Raw genomic sequence first — 16,886 nt, 5'->3', positions numbered from 1 at the left:
AAAGAAGAAGGCGGACGTCACACTCCATTCTTCAAAGGCTACCGTCCACAGTTCTACTTCCGTACAACTGACGTAACCGGTACTATCGAACTGCCAGAAGGCGTAGAGATGGTAATGCCTGGCGACAACATCAAAATGGTAGTGACTCTGATTTGCCCAATCGCGATGGACGAAGGTTTACGCTTCGCAATCCGTGAAGGTGGTCGTACAGTTGGTGCTGGTGTAGTAGCTAAAATCATCGCTTAATTGTGATAGAAATTAGTTTGAAAAGGAAGCTTCGGCTTCCTTTTTTGTTTAAGTGGATTATTTCATAGGTTTTGTGGTTTGCATGGGATTCGCATCCTTGCTTACAAAGTCGAATAAGAATACAATCTATGGCCGATTTTTGACCCTGAGCTTATGCTATTTTGCGTTTCTAAGGGTGTTCGGAAATGCAGAGTGATGTGGGATTATGCCCGTCAATTAATGTGCTCTAAGCTCAGGCCGTATTGAGTAACGGAAAAACCGATGACAACAAATACTGAAAACCAGAACAATTCTCTGGATATCGTGAAGTGGGGTTTAGTGATTGTATTGCTAGCCGCTGCTGTTATTGGCAATCAAATGTATAGCGAAGCCAGTGCCGTCATACGTGCGCTTAGTGTTATCGTTGCATTCGCTATTGCTGGTTTTATTGCGCTTCAGACTGTAAAAGGTAAAAAAGCGTTAGCTTTTGCCCGTGAAGCGCATATCGAAGTGCGCAAGGTTGTATGGCCGACGCGTCAAGAAGCGCTAAACACCACTTTTATTGTCCTTGCAGCAACAGGTATCTTAGCTCTTATCCTTTGGGGTATGGATGCTGTGTTAATGCGAATTGTCAATTTTATCACTGGCGTATAGGCACCTCGAATGACTGAAGCTAAAGAAGCTAAAAAAAGATGGTATGTAGTGCAGGCATTCTCAGGCTATGAAGGCCGAGTTTGTAAGTCACTGATTGAATATATTAAAATGCATGGCATGGAAGCATACTTCGGTGAAGTATTGGTTCCGACTGAAGAAGTCATCGAAATGCGTGCAGGTCAGCGTCGCAAGAGCGAACGTAAGTTTTTCCCTGGCTATGTGTTAGTCCAGATGGAAATGAACGATGACAGCTGGCATTTAGTCAAAAGCATCCCGCGTGTTTTAGGCTTTATTGGCGGAACGTCTGATCGTCCTGCCCCAATTTCAGATAAAGAAGCTGATGCAATTCTGCGTCGCTTACAAGAAACGACAGCGTCACCGACTCATAGAACTATATTTGAGCCTGGTGAAGTGGTACGTGTGTGTGATGGTCCATTTGCTGACTTTAACGGCACCGTTGAAGAGGTGGATTATGACAAGAGCCGCGTGAAAGTATCAGTGATGATCTTTGGTCGTTCTACGCCTGTTGAACTTGATTTTAGTCAAGTTGAAAAAGGCTGATTAAATAAACTACAAAATCCGTTTGGCAACGGGTGCGAATTTCTATATAATTCGCACCCGTTGTTTTCGGGGGAGCATGTCAGCATGTCGCTGATGCGCGTTTGAACCCAAACTGAGGAAATGTCAGATGGCAAAGAAGATTGATGCTTATATTAAGCTACAAGTAAAATCCGGTTCTGCGAACCCATCACCACCAGTTGGTCCAGCTTTGGGTCAAAAAGGTGTGAACATCATGGAATTCTGTAAAGCGTTTAACGCCCGTACAGAAAAAATGGAAAAAGGCATGCCTATTCCAGTTGTGATCACTGTTTACAGTGACCGTTCATTCACTTTTGAAACTAAGACTTCTCCAGCGTCTTACTTACTGAAGACTGCTGCAGGCCTGAAATCAGGTTCTCCACGTCCAAACACTCAGAAAGTGGGTACTATCGCTCGCGCTAAAGTTCAAGAAATTGCTGAACTGAAAGCTGCCGATATGACTGGTGCTGACATTGAAGCGATGACTCGCTCAATCGAAGGTACTGCGCGTTCAATGGGTTTGGTTGTAGAGGATTAATATAATGGCAAAGCTAACTAAACGCATGCGCGTAATTCGCGAAAAAGTTGACGGTACTAAAAGCTACGATATCAACGAAGCTGTTGCTCTGTTAAAAGAATTAGCAACTGCAAAATTCGTTGAAAGTGTAGACGTAGCAGTTAACCTGGGTATTGACCCACGTAAATCTGACCAAAACGTTCGTGGTGCAACAGTGTTGCCACATGGTACTGGTCGTGACGTTCGCGTTGCAGTATTTACACAAGGTGCAAATGCTGAAGCTGCTAAAGCTGCTGGCGCTGAGCTAGTTGGTATGGATGATCTGGCTGAGAAAATCAAAGCCGGTGAAATGAATTTTGACGTAGTTATCGCATCTCCAGATGCAATGCGCGTTGTTGGTATGTTAGGTCAAATCTTAGGCCCACGTGGTTTAATGCCTAACCCTAAAACAGGTACAGTAACGCCAAACGTTGCTGAAGCTGTTAAGAACGCCAAAGCGGGTCAAGTTCGTTACCGTAACGACAAGAACGGTATTATCCACACTACTATCGGTAAAGTGGATTTCACACCAGTTCAATTGAAAGAAAACTTGGAAGCGTTAGTGTCAGCACTGAAAAAGGCTAAGCCTGCAGTTGCTAAAGGCATTTTCGTGAAAAAGATCAGCATCTCTACCACTATGGGTGCAGGTGTTGCAGTTGATCAAGCTACGCTTGAAACAACTCTATAATTTTACAAAGCGGGTGCATTAGTCTATAATGCGCGCACTTTGTGGGTTGAAGCCTGTTTTATCTCTCGTTTAGGCGGAGTTTAACTCAGGTTTCCGTCCAAGACCGCAGGTGTTTTTTGTAAAAATAACTTAATTTCCTGCGTAGACGGTGTCAGGCCCCAGCTAAAATTTTTTACTGGATAATCTGCACCGTAAGTCACTAAATACATAAGTATTTAGTATGGTAAATACTAGGGAATACCCTAGGTAGAATCCAGGAGTAAAGCCAATGGCATTAAGACTCGAAGACAAAAAAGCGATTGTTGCTGAAGTCAACGAAGCTGCCAAAGGTGCGCTATCTGCAGTTGCCGCTGATTCTCGCGGTGTGACTGTAGGTGCTATGACCGGTCTGCGTAAAAAAGCTCGCGAAGCTGGTGTATATGTACGTGTAGTACGTAACACGCTAGCTCGTCGTGCTGTTGAAGGTACTGCTTTTGAGTGCCTAGCAGAAACGTTCACTGGCCCAACTTTGATTGCTTTTTCTTTAGAGCACCCAGGTGCTGCAGCACGTCTGTTAAAAGACTTTGCTAAAGAACAAGCTAACTTCGAAGTTAAAGGCGCAGCCTTTGAAGGGAATTTCATCCCTGCAGCTGAAATTGATCGTTTGGCGAAACTGCCAACATACGAAGAAGCACTAGCTCAGTTAATGATGACTATGAAAGAAGCATCTGCTGGCAAGTTCGTTCGTACACTGGCCGCCCTGCGCGATCAAAAACAAGAAGCCGCTTAATTTCAAGCTGGCTGCTTAATAAAATTGAATTCAGAACAATAGGAAACATTTGTTATGTCTATCACTAAAGACCAAATCTTAGAAGCCTTTGCAGCTATGTCTGTAATGGAAGTTGTTGAACTGATCGAAGCTATGGAAGAGAAGTTCGGCGTTTCTGCCGCTGCTGCTGTTGTTTCTGGCGGTGCAGAAGCAGTTGTTGTTGAAGAACAAACAGAATTCAACGTAGTTCTGACTGCTCACGGCGACAACAAAGTTGCAGTTATTAAAGCCATCCGTGGCGCAACTGGTTTAGGCCTGAAAGAAGCTAAAGCTATGTCTGAAGCTGCTCCAGTAGCAGTTAAAGAAGGCGTTTCTAAAGAAGAAGCTGAAGCTCTGAAGAAAGAACTTACTGAAGCTGGTGCTTCTGTAGAAATTAAGTAAGCTATTATTTAGCTTGCTCACCCAAGCCACTTGGGTGGAGGCTGGCGGTTTTTTAACCGTCGGCCTTTTTTGCGCTATATGCGCTGGCGATTTTTTTTCACCGTTTGTCGCCAAATTTTGCAGTCCCTAGCAGAGATTACTGGTTAGGTTCTTGCCATCAACGGTGATGGGCAAACGTGCTGAATTTTAATAACTTAAGTTATTTATTCAGTCTTGGTCACATCTCGTAAGCAGAGGAAACCCATGGTTTACTCCTATTCTGAAAAGAAGCGTATTCGCAAAGACTTTGGTAAGCGTCCAAAAGTTTTGGATATCCCTTATTTATTGTCTATCCAGCTAGACTCTTTTAAGAAGTTCACCGATCAAGATCCTACCGGTGAGCGCGGTTTAGAAGCCGCCTTCCGTAGCGTTTTTCCCATCAAGAGCTTTTCTGGTAACTCAGAACTGCAATACGTCAGCTATAAGCTTGGCGAGCCTGTTTTTGATGTGAAAGAGTGTCAGATCCGTGGTGTTACGTATTCAGCTCCACTACGCGTTAAATTACGCATGGTGTTGTATGACCGTGAAGCAGCGGCGGGCACAGTAAAAGATATTAAAGAACAAGAAGTCTACATGGGTGATATCCCATTGATGACGGATAACGGTACTTTTGTTATCAACGGTACTGAGCGTGTAATCGTATCTCAATTACACCGTTCTCCAGGCGTGTTCTTTGATCATGACCGTGGTAAAACCCACTCATCAGGTAAGGTGCTGTATAACGCACGTATTATTCCTTACCGTGGTTCATGGCTTGACTTTGAATTCGATCCTAAAGATGCACTATTTGTGCGTATTGACCGTCGCCGCAAACTGCCTGCGACCATCATGTTACGTGCATTAGAATATTCTACTCAAGAGATCCTCGATCTGTTCTTCGAACGCGTTGAGTTCAAGATCAAGAAAGATACTCTGGTCATGTCTTTGGTGCCTGAACGTCTGCGTGGCGAAACTGCCAGCTATGACATCAAGGATGCTGAAGGTTCTGTACTGGTTGAAGCGGGACGTCGTATTACTGCGCGTCACATTCGTCAGTTAGAAAAGACCAATACCACTGAGCTTGAAGTGCCAGTTGAATATATCGTGGGCAAATATGCTGCTCAAGATTATATCGATCCGGACACGGGTGAAGTTTTAGTCTCTGCCAACAGTGAAATTAGCTTAGAAGATCTGGCTAAACTATCATTGGCCGGTATTAAAGATATCAGCACGTTGTATATCAACGAGCTAGATCATGGTGCTTATATTTCAGATACGCTGCGTATCGATTCAACCACTAACCGCTTAGAAGCGCTGGTTGAGATCTATCGTATGATGCGTCCTGGCGAGCCACCAACCAAAGATGCTGCCGAAGCGCTATTCCAGAACTTGTTCTTCAGTGAAGAGCGTTATGACCTGTCTAAAGTAGGTCGTATGAAGTTCAACCGTCGTCTCAGCATTCCTGATGACGAAGGTAGCGGTGTATTGACTAAAGAAGACATCGTCGCGGTAATGAAGAACATCATTCATATCCGTAACGGTTTCGACGAAGTCGATGACATCGATCACTTAGGTAACCGTCGTATTCGTAGCGTCGGTGAAATGGCTGAAAACCAATTCCGTGTTGGTTTAGTCCGTGTTGAGCGCGCCGTGCGTGAACGTCTGTCTTTAGGCGATCTGAATGAGCTGATGCCACAAGACTTGATCAACGCTAAGCCAATTTCTGCTGCAGTGAAAGAGTTCTTCGGTTCTTCTCAGCTGTCACAATTCATGGACCAAAACAACCCGCTGTCAGAAGTAACGCATAAGCGTCGTATTTCTGCTCTTGGCCCTGGTGGTTTGACTCGTGAACGTGCAGGCTTCGAAGTCCGCGACGTACATCCAACGCATTATGGTCGTTTATGTCCAATTGAGACCCCTGAAGGTCCAAACATTGGTCTAATCAACTCATTAGCAAGTTTTGCCCGTACTAACTCTTACGGCTTCCTAGAAACGCCATACCGCAAGGTTATCGACGGCGTGATTACTGACGAAGTGGAATATTTGTCAGCAATCGAAGAAGGTCGTTATGTGATTGCACAGGCGAACATCGAAGTTGACGCGAACGGTCGTATGGCAGAAGAGCAAATTGCTTGTCGTCATAAAGGTGAATCTACCTTTATGCGCGCTGCTGACATCCAGTATATGGACGTTTCGCCACAACAGATTATTTCTGTTGCTGCGTCGCTGATCCCGTTCTTAGAACACGACGATGCTAACCGTGCCTTGATGGGTGCGAACATGCAACGTCAAGCCGTACCCACACTGCGCTCTGAAAAGCCGCTAGTAGGTACTGGTATTGAACGTACTTTGGCAGTTGACTCTGGTGTTGTGGTTGTTGCTAAACGTGGTGGTTTTGTAGACTACGTTGATGCGAGCCGCATCGTTGTTAAAGTAAATGAAGATGAGTTGCGTCCAGGCGAAGCCGGTATCGACATTTATAACCTGACTAAATACACCCGTTCTAACCAAAACACTTGTATTAACCAACGCCCTTGTTGTGCTGTTGGTGAGCCAGTCGTTCGTGGTGACGTGTTAGCAGACGGTCCGTCTACTGACTTAGGTGACTTAGCCCTTGGCCAGAACATGCGTATCGCATTCATGCCTTGGAACGGTTACAACTTCGAAGACTCGATCTTAATTTCTGAGCGTGTAGCGCAAGAAGACCGTTTCACCACTATCCACATTCAGGAGCTGTCTTGTATTGCTCGTGATACCAAACTGGGTAGCGAAGAAATTACGGCTGATATTCCAAACGTAGGTGAATCTGCTCTGTCGAAACTCGACGAGTCAGGTATCGTTTACATTGGTGCAGAAGTGAAGGGTGGCGATATTCTGGTTGGTAAAGTGACGCCAAAAGGCGAAACACAGCTAACGCCAGAAGAGAAGTTACTCCGTGCTATCTTCGGTGAGAAAGCGTCTGATGTTAAAGACAGTTCACTGCGTGTTCCTAACTCTGTTAAGGGCACTATCATCGACGTTCAGGTATTTACCCGTGACGGCGTTGAAAAAGACAAGCGTGCAGTTGAAATCGAAGAGATGCACATTGCCCAAGCTCGTAAAGACTTAGGCGAAGAGTTCAAGATCCTTGAAGAAGGTGTATTGAGCCGTGCGCGTAACTTGTTAATCGGTGCTGGTTTCACTGAAGCGCAAATTGCTGCGTTGCCACGTAAAGATGTATTGGTTCAAGTCATTGATGATGAAGCAAAACAAACTGAACTTGAGCAATTAGCTGAACAGCATGAAGAGCTGAAAGCTGACTTCGATAAGAAGTTTGAAATCAAACGTCGCAAGATCACCCAAGGTGATGACTTGGCGCCAGGCGTACTCAAAATCGTTAAGGTTTACTTAGCGGTTAAGCGTACTATCCAACCTGGTGACAAGATGGCGGGTCGTCACGGTAACAAGGGTGTTATCTCTAAGATTTGCCCAATCGAAGACATGCCATATGACGAACAAGGTAACCCAGTAGACATCGTATTGAACCCGCTAGGTGTTCCATCACGTATGAACATTGGTCAGGTACTTGAAGTCCATATGGGCGCCGCTGCCAAAGGCATTGGTAACAAGATCACTGCGATGCTTGAAGAACAGCGTGAGCTGGCTGAAGTTCGTGGTTACATCAAGCAAGTTTATGAATTAGGTGACGAAGTGCAGCAGCGCGTCGATATCGATTCATTCACTGATGATGAAGTATTACGTCTTGCGACTAACCTGAAAGGCGGTATCCCGATTGCAACTCCTGCATTCGACGGTGCTAAAGAGAAAGAGATCAAGCAGATGCTTGAACTTGCAGGTTTGCCAACCTCTGGTCAGTTGAAGTTGTTTGATGGTCGTACCGGTAACGAATTTGAGCGTCAAGTAACGGTAGGTTACATGTACATGCTCAAACTGAACCACTTAGTTGATGACAAGATGCACGCCCGTTCTACCGGTTCGTACAGCTTAGTGACTCAACAACCACTGGGCGGTAAAGCTCAGTTCGGTGGTCAGCGTTTCGGTGAGATGGAAGTGTGGGCACTAGAAGCATACGGTGCCGCTTATACGCTTCAAGAAATGCTCACTGTTAAATCGGATGACGTTAACGGTCGTACTCAGATGTATAAGAACATCGTCGACGGTAACCATCAGATGCAACCTGGCATGCCAGAGTCCTTCAACGTGTTACTGAAGGAGATCCGTTCACTCGGTATTAATATCGAGTTGGATCAGGCATAAGCGCAGGCCTTTAGCCGCGTTTGGCAAACAGAATGGTGCTCCGTGCAAGCGGAGCACCCGGTTTAACTCCTTCAGGAGAGAAACGTGAAAGACTTATTAAAGTTTCTGAAACAGCAAAGCAAGACTGAAGAATTTAACGGCATCAAAATTGGTCTGGCATCGCCTGATCTGATCCGTTCTTGGTCTTTTGGTGAAGTTAAGAAGCCAGAAACCATCAACTACCGTACCTTCAAGCCTGAGCGTGAAGGTCTGTTCTGTGCGCGTATCTTTGGCCCAGTCAAAGATTACGAATGTTTGTGCGGTAAGTACAAACGTTTGAAGCACCGTGGTGTTATTTGTGAAAAGTGTGGCGTTGAAGTAACCCAAACTAAAGTACGTCGTGAGCGTATGGGTCACATCGAACTGGCTAGCCCAGTTGCGCACATTTGGTTCTTAAAATCACTGCCGTCACGTATTGGCTTAATGCTGGATATGACGCTGCGTGATATCGAACGCGTACTGTATTTTGAATCATTTGTCGTGATCGAGCCTGGCATGACCAGCCTTGAACGTGGCCAAATGCTGACAGAAGAAACTTATCTGGATGCATTAGAAGAATACGGTGATGAGTTCGAAGCTAAAATGGGTGCCGAAGCAGTGCTTGAACTGTTACGTGCTATCGATTTAGCGAAAGAAATCGAACAAATGCGTGAAGAATTGCCTTCAATCAACTCTGAGACTCGTCGCAAGAAAGTGACTAAACGTCTTAAGTTGATGGAAGCATTCTACATTTCAGGCAACAAGCCTGAGTGGATGATCTTAAAAGTACTGCCTGTGTTACCACCTGACTTACGTCCGTTGGTTCCGCTCGATGGCGGCCGCTTCGCGACTTCAGATCTTAACGACCTGTATCGCCGCGTGATCAACCGTAACAACCGTTTGAAGCGTCTGTTAGATTTAGCTGCGCCGGACATTATCGTACGCAACGAAAAGCGTATGTTACAAGAGTCTGTTGATGCGCTATTAGATAACGGTCGTCGTGGTCGTGCTATTACCGGTTCTAACAAGCGTCCTCTGAAATCTTTGGCCGATATGATCAAAGGTAAGCAAGGTCGTTTCCGTCAGAACTTATTGGGTAAGCGCGTCGACTATTCTGGTCGTTCGGTAATTACTGTAGGTCCTACTTTACGTCTGCACCAATGTGGTCTTCCTAAGAAGATGGCACTGGAGCTGTTCAAGCCATTCATCTATGGCAAGCTAGAAGGTCGTGGCTTAGCTACTACCATCAAAGCAGCTAAGAAGATGGTTGAGCGTGAAGTGGCGGAAGTATGGGACGTTCTGGATGAAGTGATCCGCGAACATCCAGTGATGCTCAACCGTGCACCAACACTGCACAGACTAGGTATCCAAGCGTTCGAACCAGTACTGATTGAAGGTAAAGCCATCCAGTTACACCCACTCGTTTGTGCGGCATACAACGCCGACTTCGACGGTGACCAAATGGCGGTACACGTACCGTTAACACTGGAAGCGCAGCTTGAAGCCCGTGCCCTGATGATGTCTACCAACAACATCCTGTCACCCGCGAACGGCGAGCCTGTTATCACCCCGTCTCAAGACGTGGTATTGGGTCTGTACTACACCAGCCGTGAGCGTATTAACGGCCGTGGTGAAGGTATGGCATTTATGTCTGTTGCTGAAGTTGAAAAAGCTTACGCAACTGGCGCTGCTGAACTGCATGCCCGCGTTAAAGTTCGTATCACTGAAACCATTATTGGTGACGATGGTGAGCGCACTGAACAACGCCGTATCGTTGATACGACTGTGGGTCGTGCTCTGCTGTCACTTATTCTGCCAGCAGGTTTGTCATTTGATCTGGTTAACCAGAACATGGGCAAAAAGCAGATCTCTAAATTGTTGAACACCTGTTATCGTCAACTGGGTCTGAAAGATACTGTTATCTTCGCTGACCAATTGATGTATACCGGTTTCCGTTTTGCAACCATCTCAGGTGCCTCTGTCGGTATCGATGACATGGTTATTCCAGACGAGAAATACACCTTAGTTGCTGATGCAGAAGCAGAAGTTCTTGAAATTCAAGAGCAGTTCCAATCTGGTCTAGTCACAGCCGGTGAGCGTTACAACAAAGTTATTGATATCTGGGCAAGTGCCAACGAAAAAGTTTCTAAAGCTATGATGGAAAACCTGTCAACTGAGACAGTGATTAACCGTGATGGCGTTGAAGAGAAACAAGCCTCGTTTAACAGCATTTATATGATGGCTGACTCAGGCGCTCGTGGTAGTGCCGCACAGATCCGTCAGTTGGCGGGTATGCGTGGTCTGATGGCTAAGCCAGACGGCTCAATCATCGAAACGCCAATTACCGCTAACTTCCGTGAAGGTCTAAACGTACTCCAGTACTTTATTTCTACTCACGGTGCGCGTAAAGGTCTAGCCGATACGGCATTGAAGACAGCGAACTCGGGTTACCTGACTCGTCGTCTTGTAGACGTTGCACAAGATTTAGTGGTTATCGAAGACGATTGTGGTACTCACGAAGGTCTAACCATGAAACCGCTGATTGAAGGTGGTGATGTGGTTGAGCCGTTACGTGAACGCGTACTGGGTCGTGTGGTTGCGATTGATGTGTTCTATCCAGGCACTGAAGACGTATTAGCACCACGTAACACGCTACTCGACGAAGCATGGTGTGACAAGTTAGAAGAGCATTCAATCGACGAAGTGATTGTACGTTCTGTTATTTCTTGTGATACCGATTTCGGTGTGTGTGCAGCTTGTTACGGTCGTGACTTGGCTCGTGGTCATATTATTAACCACGGTGAAGCCATCGGTGTTGTGGCAGCACAATCTATCGGTGAACCAGGTACACAGTTAACGATGCGTACTTTCCACATCGGTGGTGCGGCATCTAGAGCGTCTGCAGAAAACAATGTCCAAGTGAAAAACTCGGGTTCATTGAAACTGCATAATGCTAAGCATGTTACTAACAGTGACGGCAAACTGGTTATCGTTTCTCGTTCTTCTGAACTGGCTGTTATTGACGAGCTGGGTCGTGAGAAAGAGCGTTATAAAGTGCCATACGGTACTGTGCTCGAGAAACTAGAAGAAGCGGCTGTTGAAGCGGGCGATGTTATCGCTAACTGGGATCCACATACTCACCCAATCATTTCTGAAGTGGCGGGTAGTATCAAGTTCGTAGACATGATTGACGGTGTCACTATGACACGTCAAACAGACGAACTAACGGGTCTGTCATCAATCGTGATCCTTGACGTTGGTCAGCGTGGTACTGCGGGTAAAGAAATGCGCCCAATGATCCGTCTGCTTGGCGCTAATGGTGCTGACTTGATGATCCCAGGTACTGAAGTACCAGCACAATACTTCTTACCAGGTAGTGCGATCGTTAACTTAGAAGATAACGCGCAAATCAACGTGGGTGACGCATTAGCTCGTATTCCTCAGGAATCGTCTAAAACTCGCGACATCACCGGTGGTCTGCCACGCGTTGCTGACTTGTTCGAAGCGCGTAAGCCAAAAGAGCCTGCTATTCTGGCAGAAATCTCTGGTACCATCTCGTTTGGTAAAGAGACCAAAGGTAAGCGTCGCTTGGTGATTACACCTGCTGATGGCGGCGATCATTATGAAGAGATGATCCCTAAGTGGCGTAACTTAAACGTGTTCGAAGGTGAAAAAGTCGAACGTGGTGAAGTTATCGCTGACGGTCCAGAAGCTGCGCATGACATTCTGCGTCTTCGTGGTATCCACAACGTAGCTAACTACATTGTGAACGAAGTACAGGACGTTTACCGTCTGCAAGGCGTGAAGATCAACGATAAGCATATCGAAGTGATCATCCGTCAGATGCTGCGTAAGTGTCTTATCACTTCTGCCGGTGACACTGACTTCCTCGAAGGGGAACAAGCTGAAGTGTCACGCGTGAAGATCGCTAACCGCGAACTGATCGCCCAAGGTAAAGTGCCTGCGACCTTCGAACGTGAACTACTGGGTATTACTAAAGCATCTCTGGCAACAGAATCCTTTATCTCAGCAGCATCGTTCCAAGAAACCACGCGCGTACTGACCGAAGCCGCCGTAGGTGGTAAGAGCGATCAATTACGTGGTCTGAAAGAAAACGTTATCGTTGGCCGACTGATCCCAGCCGGTACTGGTTACGCTTATCACAAGACTCGTAATGAAGCGCGTGCGAAGAAAAACGAACCTGTAGTAGTGAACAAGATCACTGCAAGTGAAGCCGAACAGAACTTGGCCGATCTCTTAAACTTGGCTGGTAGCCAAGATTAAGTAATAAGTTTGTTATAAAAAGGCGCCTATGGCGCCTTTTTTCTTGTAATATGCCGCAAAAGTTGGCTATTTCTTGACAGTCAGGCATTACCTTTCTAAAATTCCGCGTCCCACCATTGTGGGATATAGATTTTTCACACCTTATCGTTGAGTTTGATTCAACTGACTCGGAGCTATACATGGCAACTGTAAACCAGTTGGTACGTAAGCCACGCGCGCCAAAAGTCGACAAGACTAACGTGCCTGCGTTGAATGCGTGCCCGCAAAAACGTGGTGTTTGTACACGTGTGTACACTACTACCCCTAAAAAACCTAACTCTGCACTACGTAAAGTAGCTCGTGTGCGTCTAACTAACGGTTTCGAAGTTACTTCGTACATCGGCGGTGAAGGCCACAACCTGCAGGAACATAGCGTGATCTTAATCCGTGGTGGTCGTGTTAAAGACTTACCAGGTGTGCGTTATCACACTATTCGTGGCGCATTAGACTGTGCAGGCGTGACTTCACGTCGCCAAAGCCGTTCTAAATACGGTGCTAAGCGTCCTAAGTCTTAACTTATCCGTTAAGTAAGGCCAAGCTAGTTTTATTTTGAGAATTCCAGTTTTGGAAATCCCTGAAGCATACGGAGAATTGTTATGCCAAGACGTCGCGTTGTAGGACAACGTAAAATCCTACCAGATCCAAAGTTTCACAGTGAGTTGCTGGCTAAGTTCATCAACGTCATTATGCAAGACGGCAAAAAGTCGACTGCAGAAAAAATTATTTACAAGGCACTAGATGTTGTCGCTGAAAAGAAAAGCGAAAACCATTTAGTTATCCTTGAAGCAGCCCTGGACAACGTTCGCCCATCAGTCGAAGTTAAATCTCGTCGCGTTGGTGGTTCTACATACCAGGTACCATGTGAAGTTCGTCCTGTGCGTCGTAACGCACTGGCGATGCGCTGGTTAGTTGAAGCTGCTCGTAAGCGTGGTGAAAAATCTATGGCTTTACGTCTGGCAGGTGAAATGCTGGATGCGTCTGAAAACAAAGGTACTGCTGTTAAGAAGCGTGAAGACGTGCATCGCATGGCTGAAGCTAACAAAGCCTTTGCTCATTACCGTTGGTAATATGATGGTGTGGGCTTAGGCCCACACCATAGTTGTTGATATTGCCAAGACTTAGGTCTTGGTGGAGAGGGTATAATCGTGGCTCGTACAACCCCAATTGAGCGTTATCGTAATATCGGTATTTGTGCTCATGTTGACGCAGGTAAAACCACCACAACAGAACGTGTTCTGTTCTATACCGGTTTGTCTCATAAAATCGGTGAGGTGCATGACGGCGCCGCTACCACAGACTGGATGGTTCAAGAGCAAGAGCGTGGTATCACTATCACCTCGGCTGCGGTAACCACATTCTGGCGTGGTATGGATGCTCAATTCACTGAACACCGCATCAATATCATCGATACCCCTGGTCACGTTGACTTTACTATTGAAGTTGAACGGTCTCTGCGTGTCCTCGACGGCGCTGTTGTCGTTTTCTGTGGTTCATCTGGTGTTGAACCTCAGTCAGAAACAGTGTGGCGTCAAGCTGATAAATACCGCGTTCCACGTTTGGTGTTTATCAACAAGATGGACCGTGCAGGTGCAGACTTTGAACGTGTAGTGAAGCAAATTAGAACTCGTCTTGGAGCCACTTGTGTGCCTATTCAATTGAATATTGGTGCAGAAGAAAACTTCAAAGGCGTGATCGACTTAATCAAGATGAAAGCAATTAACTGGAATGAATCAGACCAGGGTATGACTTTCACTTATGAGGAGATCCCTGCAGAGTTAGCAGCTAAAGCGGCTGAAATGCATGAGTATCTGGTTGAAGTGGCAGCCGAATCTTCGGATGAACTGATGGATAAGTACCTTGAAGAAGGCACGCTATCAGAAGACGAAATTAAAAAGGCGCTACGTCAGCGTACTATAAATAATGAAATCGTTTTAGCGACTTGTGGTTCTGCATTTAAGAACAAAGGCGTTCAAGCGGTACTTGATGCGGTTATTGAATTCTTGCCAGCGCCAATTGATGTGCCTCCAATTAAGGGCATCGATGAGAACGACCAAGAAGTAGAACGCCCATCAGATGACAATGCGCCTTTTGCTGCATTGGCATTTAAGATTGCTACAGATCCATTCGTAGGAACTTTGACCTTTATTCGCGTGTACTCAGGCGTACTCGAATCAGGTTCGGGCGTTTACAACTCTGTCAAACAGAAGCGTGAACGCGTAGGTCGCATGGTGCAAATGCACGCAAACGATCGCACTGAACTGAAAGAAGTCCGTGCTGGTGATATCGCAGCGGCGATTGGTCTAAAAGAAGTGACTACGGGTGATACGCTTTGTGATAACGATCATAGAGTGATCTTGGAACGTATGGAGTTCCCAGAGCCAGTAATTACCATTGCCGTTGAGCCTAAGTCAAAAGCCGATCAGGACAAAATGGGTATCGCGTTGCAAAAACTTGCAGCGGAAGATCCATCATTCCGAGTTGAAACTGACGAAGAATCATCACAAACTCTGATTTCGGGTATGGGTGAGTTACACTTAGACATCATCGTAGACCGTATGCGTCGCGAATTTGGTGTTGAATGTAACGTAGGTAAGCCACAAGTGGCCTACCGCGAAACTATCCGAGCTTCAGTAGAAGCTGAAGGTAAATTTGTACGCCAATCAGGTGGTCGTGGACAATTCGGTCACGTTTGGTTAAAACTAGAGCCTAATGAAGAAGGCGCTGGTTACGAATTTGTCAATGCTGTTGTGGGAGGTGTGATTCCTCGTGAATTCATTCCTGCGGTTGATAAAGGTATCCAAGAACAGATGAAGAATGGCGTTCTCGCTGGCTTCCCTGTGTTGGACGTGAAGGTCACTCTGTTCGATGGTTCATATCATGATGTGGACTCGAACGAGATGGCGTTCAAAATTGCAGGTTCTATGGGCTTCAAAAAGGGTGCGCTTGAAGCGAATCCGGCGTTGCTCGAACCTTGCATGAAAGTAGAAGTAACTACCCCTGAAAATTATATGGGTGACGTCGTTGGTGATTTGAACCGTCGTCGTGGCCTAATTGAAGGGATGGATGATGGCTTTGGTGGCATCAAAATAGTCCATGCTGTAGTGCCTCTTTCTGAAATGTTTGGTTATGCAACTGATTTGCGCTCTGCTACACAGGGTCGCGCTTCATACTCTATGGAGTTCTTGAAGTACTCTGATGCACCGCAAAACATTGCAAAAGCGATTATTGAATCTCGTAGCTAATATCCAGTTACGACATAAATGTTATTATGGTCCAGCACTGACTGGACTATTCTGAAAAGAAAGGAATATATCGTGGCAAAAGCTAAATTTGAACGTATTAAGCCTCACGTAAACGTGGGCACCATTGGTCACGTTGACCATGGTAAAACCACACTGACTGCAGCTATCTCTCACGTACTGGCTAAGACCTACGGTGGCGAAGCTAAAGACTTCTCTCAAATCGATAACGCTCCAGAAGAGCGTGAGCGCGGTATTACGATCAATACCTCTCACATCGAATATGACACGCCTTCACGTCACTACGCACACGTAGACTGCCCAGGCCACGCTGACTATGTTAAAAACATGATCACTGGTGCTGCACAGATGGACGGCGCGATTCTAGTAGTTGCCTCTACAGACGGTCCAATGCCACAGACTCGTGAGCACATCCTGCTTTCTCGTCAGGTTGGCGTACCTTTCATCATCGTGTTCATGAACAAATGTGACATGGTAGATGACGAAGAGTTACTGGAATTGGTTGAAATGGAAGTGCGTGAACTTCTGTCAGAATACGATTTCCCAGGTGATGATTTACCAGTAATCCAAGGTTCAGCCCTGAAGGCCCTAGAAGGTCAACCAGAGTGGGAAGCTAAGATCCTTGAATTAGCCGCAGCACTGGATTCTTACATTCCAGAACCACAACGTGACATCGATAAGCCGTTCCTACTGCCAATCGAAGACGTATTCTCAATTTCAGGCCGTGGTACAGTAGTTACTGGTCGTGTTGAGCGTGGTATTGTTAAAGTGGGTGACGAAGTTGAAATCGTTGGTGTTCGCACAACGACTAAAACAACGTGTACTGGTGTAGAAATGTTCCGTAAACTGCTTGACGAAGGTCGTGCAGGCGAGAACTGTGGTGTGTTATTACGTGGTACTAAGCGTGATGACGTAGAACGTGGTCAAGTATTGGCTAAACCAGGTTCAATCAACCCACACACGACTTTTGAATCAGAAGTTTATGTTCTGTCAAAAGAAGAAGGCGGACGTCACACTCCATTCTTCAAAGGCTACCGTCCACAGTTCTACTTCCGTACAACTGACGTAACCGGTACTATCGAACTGCCAGAAGGCGTAGAGATGGTAATGCCTGGCGAC

General features: G+C 46.1%; 12 protein-coding genes and 1 pseudogene. All 13 read left to right on the top strand.

Annotation, left to right across the window (positions count from 1 at the left end; all coding sequences use genetic code 11):
- Positions 1 to 246: pseudogene (gene tuf, locus L5M28_RS23065) on the top strand (elongation factor Tu); the annotation flags it as partial.
- Between the two features lie 261 nt (positions 247 to 507).
- A complete protein-coding gene (secE, locus tag L5M28_RS23060) occupies positions 508 to 879 on the top strand; it encodes a preprotein translocase subunit SecE (protein WP_006083613.1) in 372 nt (123 codons plus the stop codon).
- 9 nt (positions 880 to 888) lie between these two features.
- The gene (gene nusG / locus L5M28_RS23055) at positions 889 to 1,440 is read left to right on the top strand and encodes a transcription termination/antitermination protein NusG (RefSeq protein ID WP_105251029.1); all 552 of its coding nucleotides are present in this window, start codon (positions 889 to 891) and stop codon (positions 1,438 to 1,440) included.
- 127 nt (positions 1,441 to 1,567) lie between these two features.
- A complete protein-coding gene (gene rplK, locus L5M28_RS23050) occupies positions 1,568 to 1,996 on the top strand; it encodes a 50S ribosomal protein L11 (protein WP_006083611.1) in 429 nt (142 codons plus the stop codon).
- A gap of 4 nt (positions 1,997 to 2,000) precedes the next feature.
- Positions 2,001 to 2,702: a 50S ribosomal protein L1 gene (rplA, locus tag L5M28_RS23045; RefSeq protein WP_105251030.1), complete on the top strand. Its 702-nt coding sequence runs from the start codon at positions 2,001 to 2,003 to the stop codon at positions 2,700 to 2,702.
- Between the two features lie 268 nt (positions 2,703 to 2,970).
- Positions 2,971 to 3,471, top strand: a complete 501-nt coding sequence (gene rplJ, locus L5M28_RS23040; RefSeq protein WP_006083609.1) for a 50S ribosomal protein L10 — start codon at positions 2,971 to 2,973, stop codon at positions 3,469 to 3,471.
- Positions 3,472 to 3,525: 54 nt separating this feature from the next.
- Entirely contained in the window at positions 3,526 to 3,891 is a 366-nt protein-coding gene (rplL, locus tag L5M28_RS23035) for a 50S ribosomal protein L7/L12 (RefSeq protein ID WP_105251031.1), read from the top strand.
- Between the two features lie 243 nt (positions 3,892 to 4,134).
- Entirely contained in the window at positions 4,135 to 8,166 is a 4,032-nt protein-coding gene (gene rpoB / locus L5M28_RS23030) for a DNA-directed RNA polymerase subunit beta (protein ID WP_263204483.1), read from the top strand.
- 84 nt (positions 8,167 to 8,250) lie between these two features.
- Positions 8,251 to 12,468, top strand: coding sequence for a DNA-directed RNA polymerase subunit beta' (gene rpoC, locus L5M28_RS23025; RefSeq protein ID WP_263204482.1), 4,218 nt, complete (start codon positions 8,251 to 8,253; stop codon positions 12,466 to 12,468).
- Positions 12,469 to 12,647: 179 nt separating this feature from the next.
- Entirely contained in the window at positions 12,648 to 13,022 is a 375-nt protein-coding gene (gene rpsL / locus L5M28_RS23020; protein ID WP_006083605.1) for a 30S ribosomal protein S12, read from the top strand.
- A gap of 81 nt (positions 13,023 to 13,103) precedes the next feature.
- Entirely contained in the window at positions 13,104 to 13,574 is a 471-nt protein-coding gene (gene rpsG, locus L5M28_RS23015; protein WP_011787570.1) for a 30S ribosomal protein S7, read from the top strand.
- A 78-nt stretch (positions 13,575 to 13,652) separates the two neighbouring features.
- Positions 13,653 to 15,749, top strand: coding sequence for an elongation factor G (gene fusA / locus L5M28_RS23010; protein WP_006083603.1), 2,097 nt, complete (start codon positions 13,653 to 13,655; stop codon positions 15,747 to 15,749).
- A gap of 72 nt (positions 15,750 to 15,821) precedes the next feature.
- Positions 15,822 to 16,886, top strand: a 1,065-nt coding sequence (gene tuf / locus L5M28_RS23005) for an elongation factor Tu (RefSeq protein WP_263204481.1), incomplete at its 3' end; no start/stop codon positions are given.

Source organism: Shewanella sp. SW32 (assembly GCF_025653365.1).
Classification (GTDB): domain Bacteria; phylum Pseudomonadota; class Gammaproteobacteria; order Enterobacterales; family Shewanellaceae; genus Shewanella; species Shewanella oncorhynchi.
Note: the sequence above shows the minus strand (reverse complement) of the source record. Positions and strands in the feature narration are given on the sequence as shown.

What these genes read in the sequence shown, in the direction of transcription:
- secE (WP_006083613.1), top strand. Translation starts at nt 508, where the DNA reads ATGACAACAAATACTGAAAACCAGAACAATTCTCTGGATATCGTGAAG.
- nusG (WP_105251029.1), top strand. Translation starts at nt 889, where the DNA reads ATGACTGAAGCTAAAGAAGCTAAAAAAAGATGGTATGTAGTGCAGGCA.
- rplK (WP_006083611.1), top strand. Translation starts at nt 1,568, where the DNA reads ATGGCAAAGAAGATTGATGCTTATATTAAGCTACAAGTAAAATCCGGT.
- rplA (WP_105251030.1), top strand. Translation starts at nt 2,001, where the DNA reads ATGGCAAAGCTAACTAAACGCATGCGCGTAATTCGCGAAAAAGTTGAC.
- rplJ (WP_006083609.1), top strand. Translation starts at nt 2,971, where the DNA reads ATGGCATTAAGACTCGAAGACAAAAAAGCGATTGTTGCTGAAGTCAAC.
- rplL (WP_105251031.1), top strand. Translation starts at nt 3,526, where the DNA reads ATGTCTATCACTAAAGACCAAATCTTAGAAGCCTTTGCAGCTATGTCT.
- rpoB (WP_263204483.1), top strand. Translation starts at nt 4,135, where the DNA reads ATGGTTTACTCCTATTCTGAAAAGAAGCGTATTCGCAAAGACTTTGGT.
- rpsL (WP_006083605.1), top strand. Translation starts at nt 12,648, where the DNA reads ATGGCAACTGTAAACCAGTTGGTACGTAAGCCACGCGCGCCAAAAGTC.
- rpsG (WP_011787570.1), top strand. Translation starts at nt 13,104, where the DNA reads ATGCCAAGACGTCGCGTTGTAGGACAACGTAAAATCCTACCAGATCCA.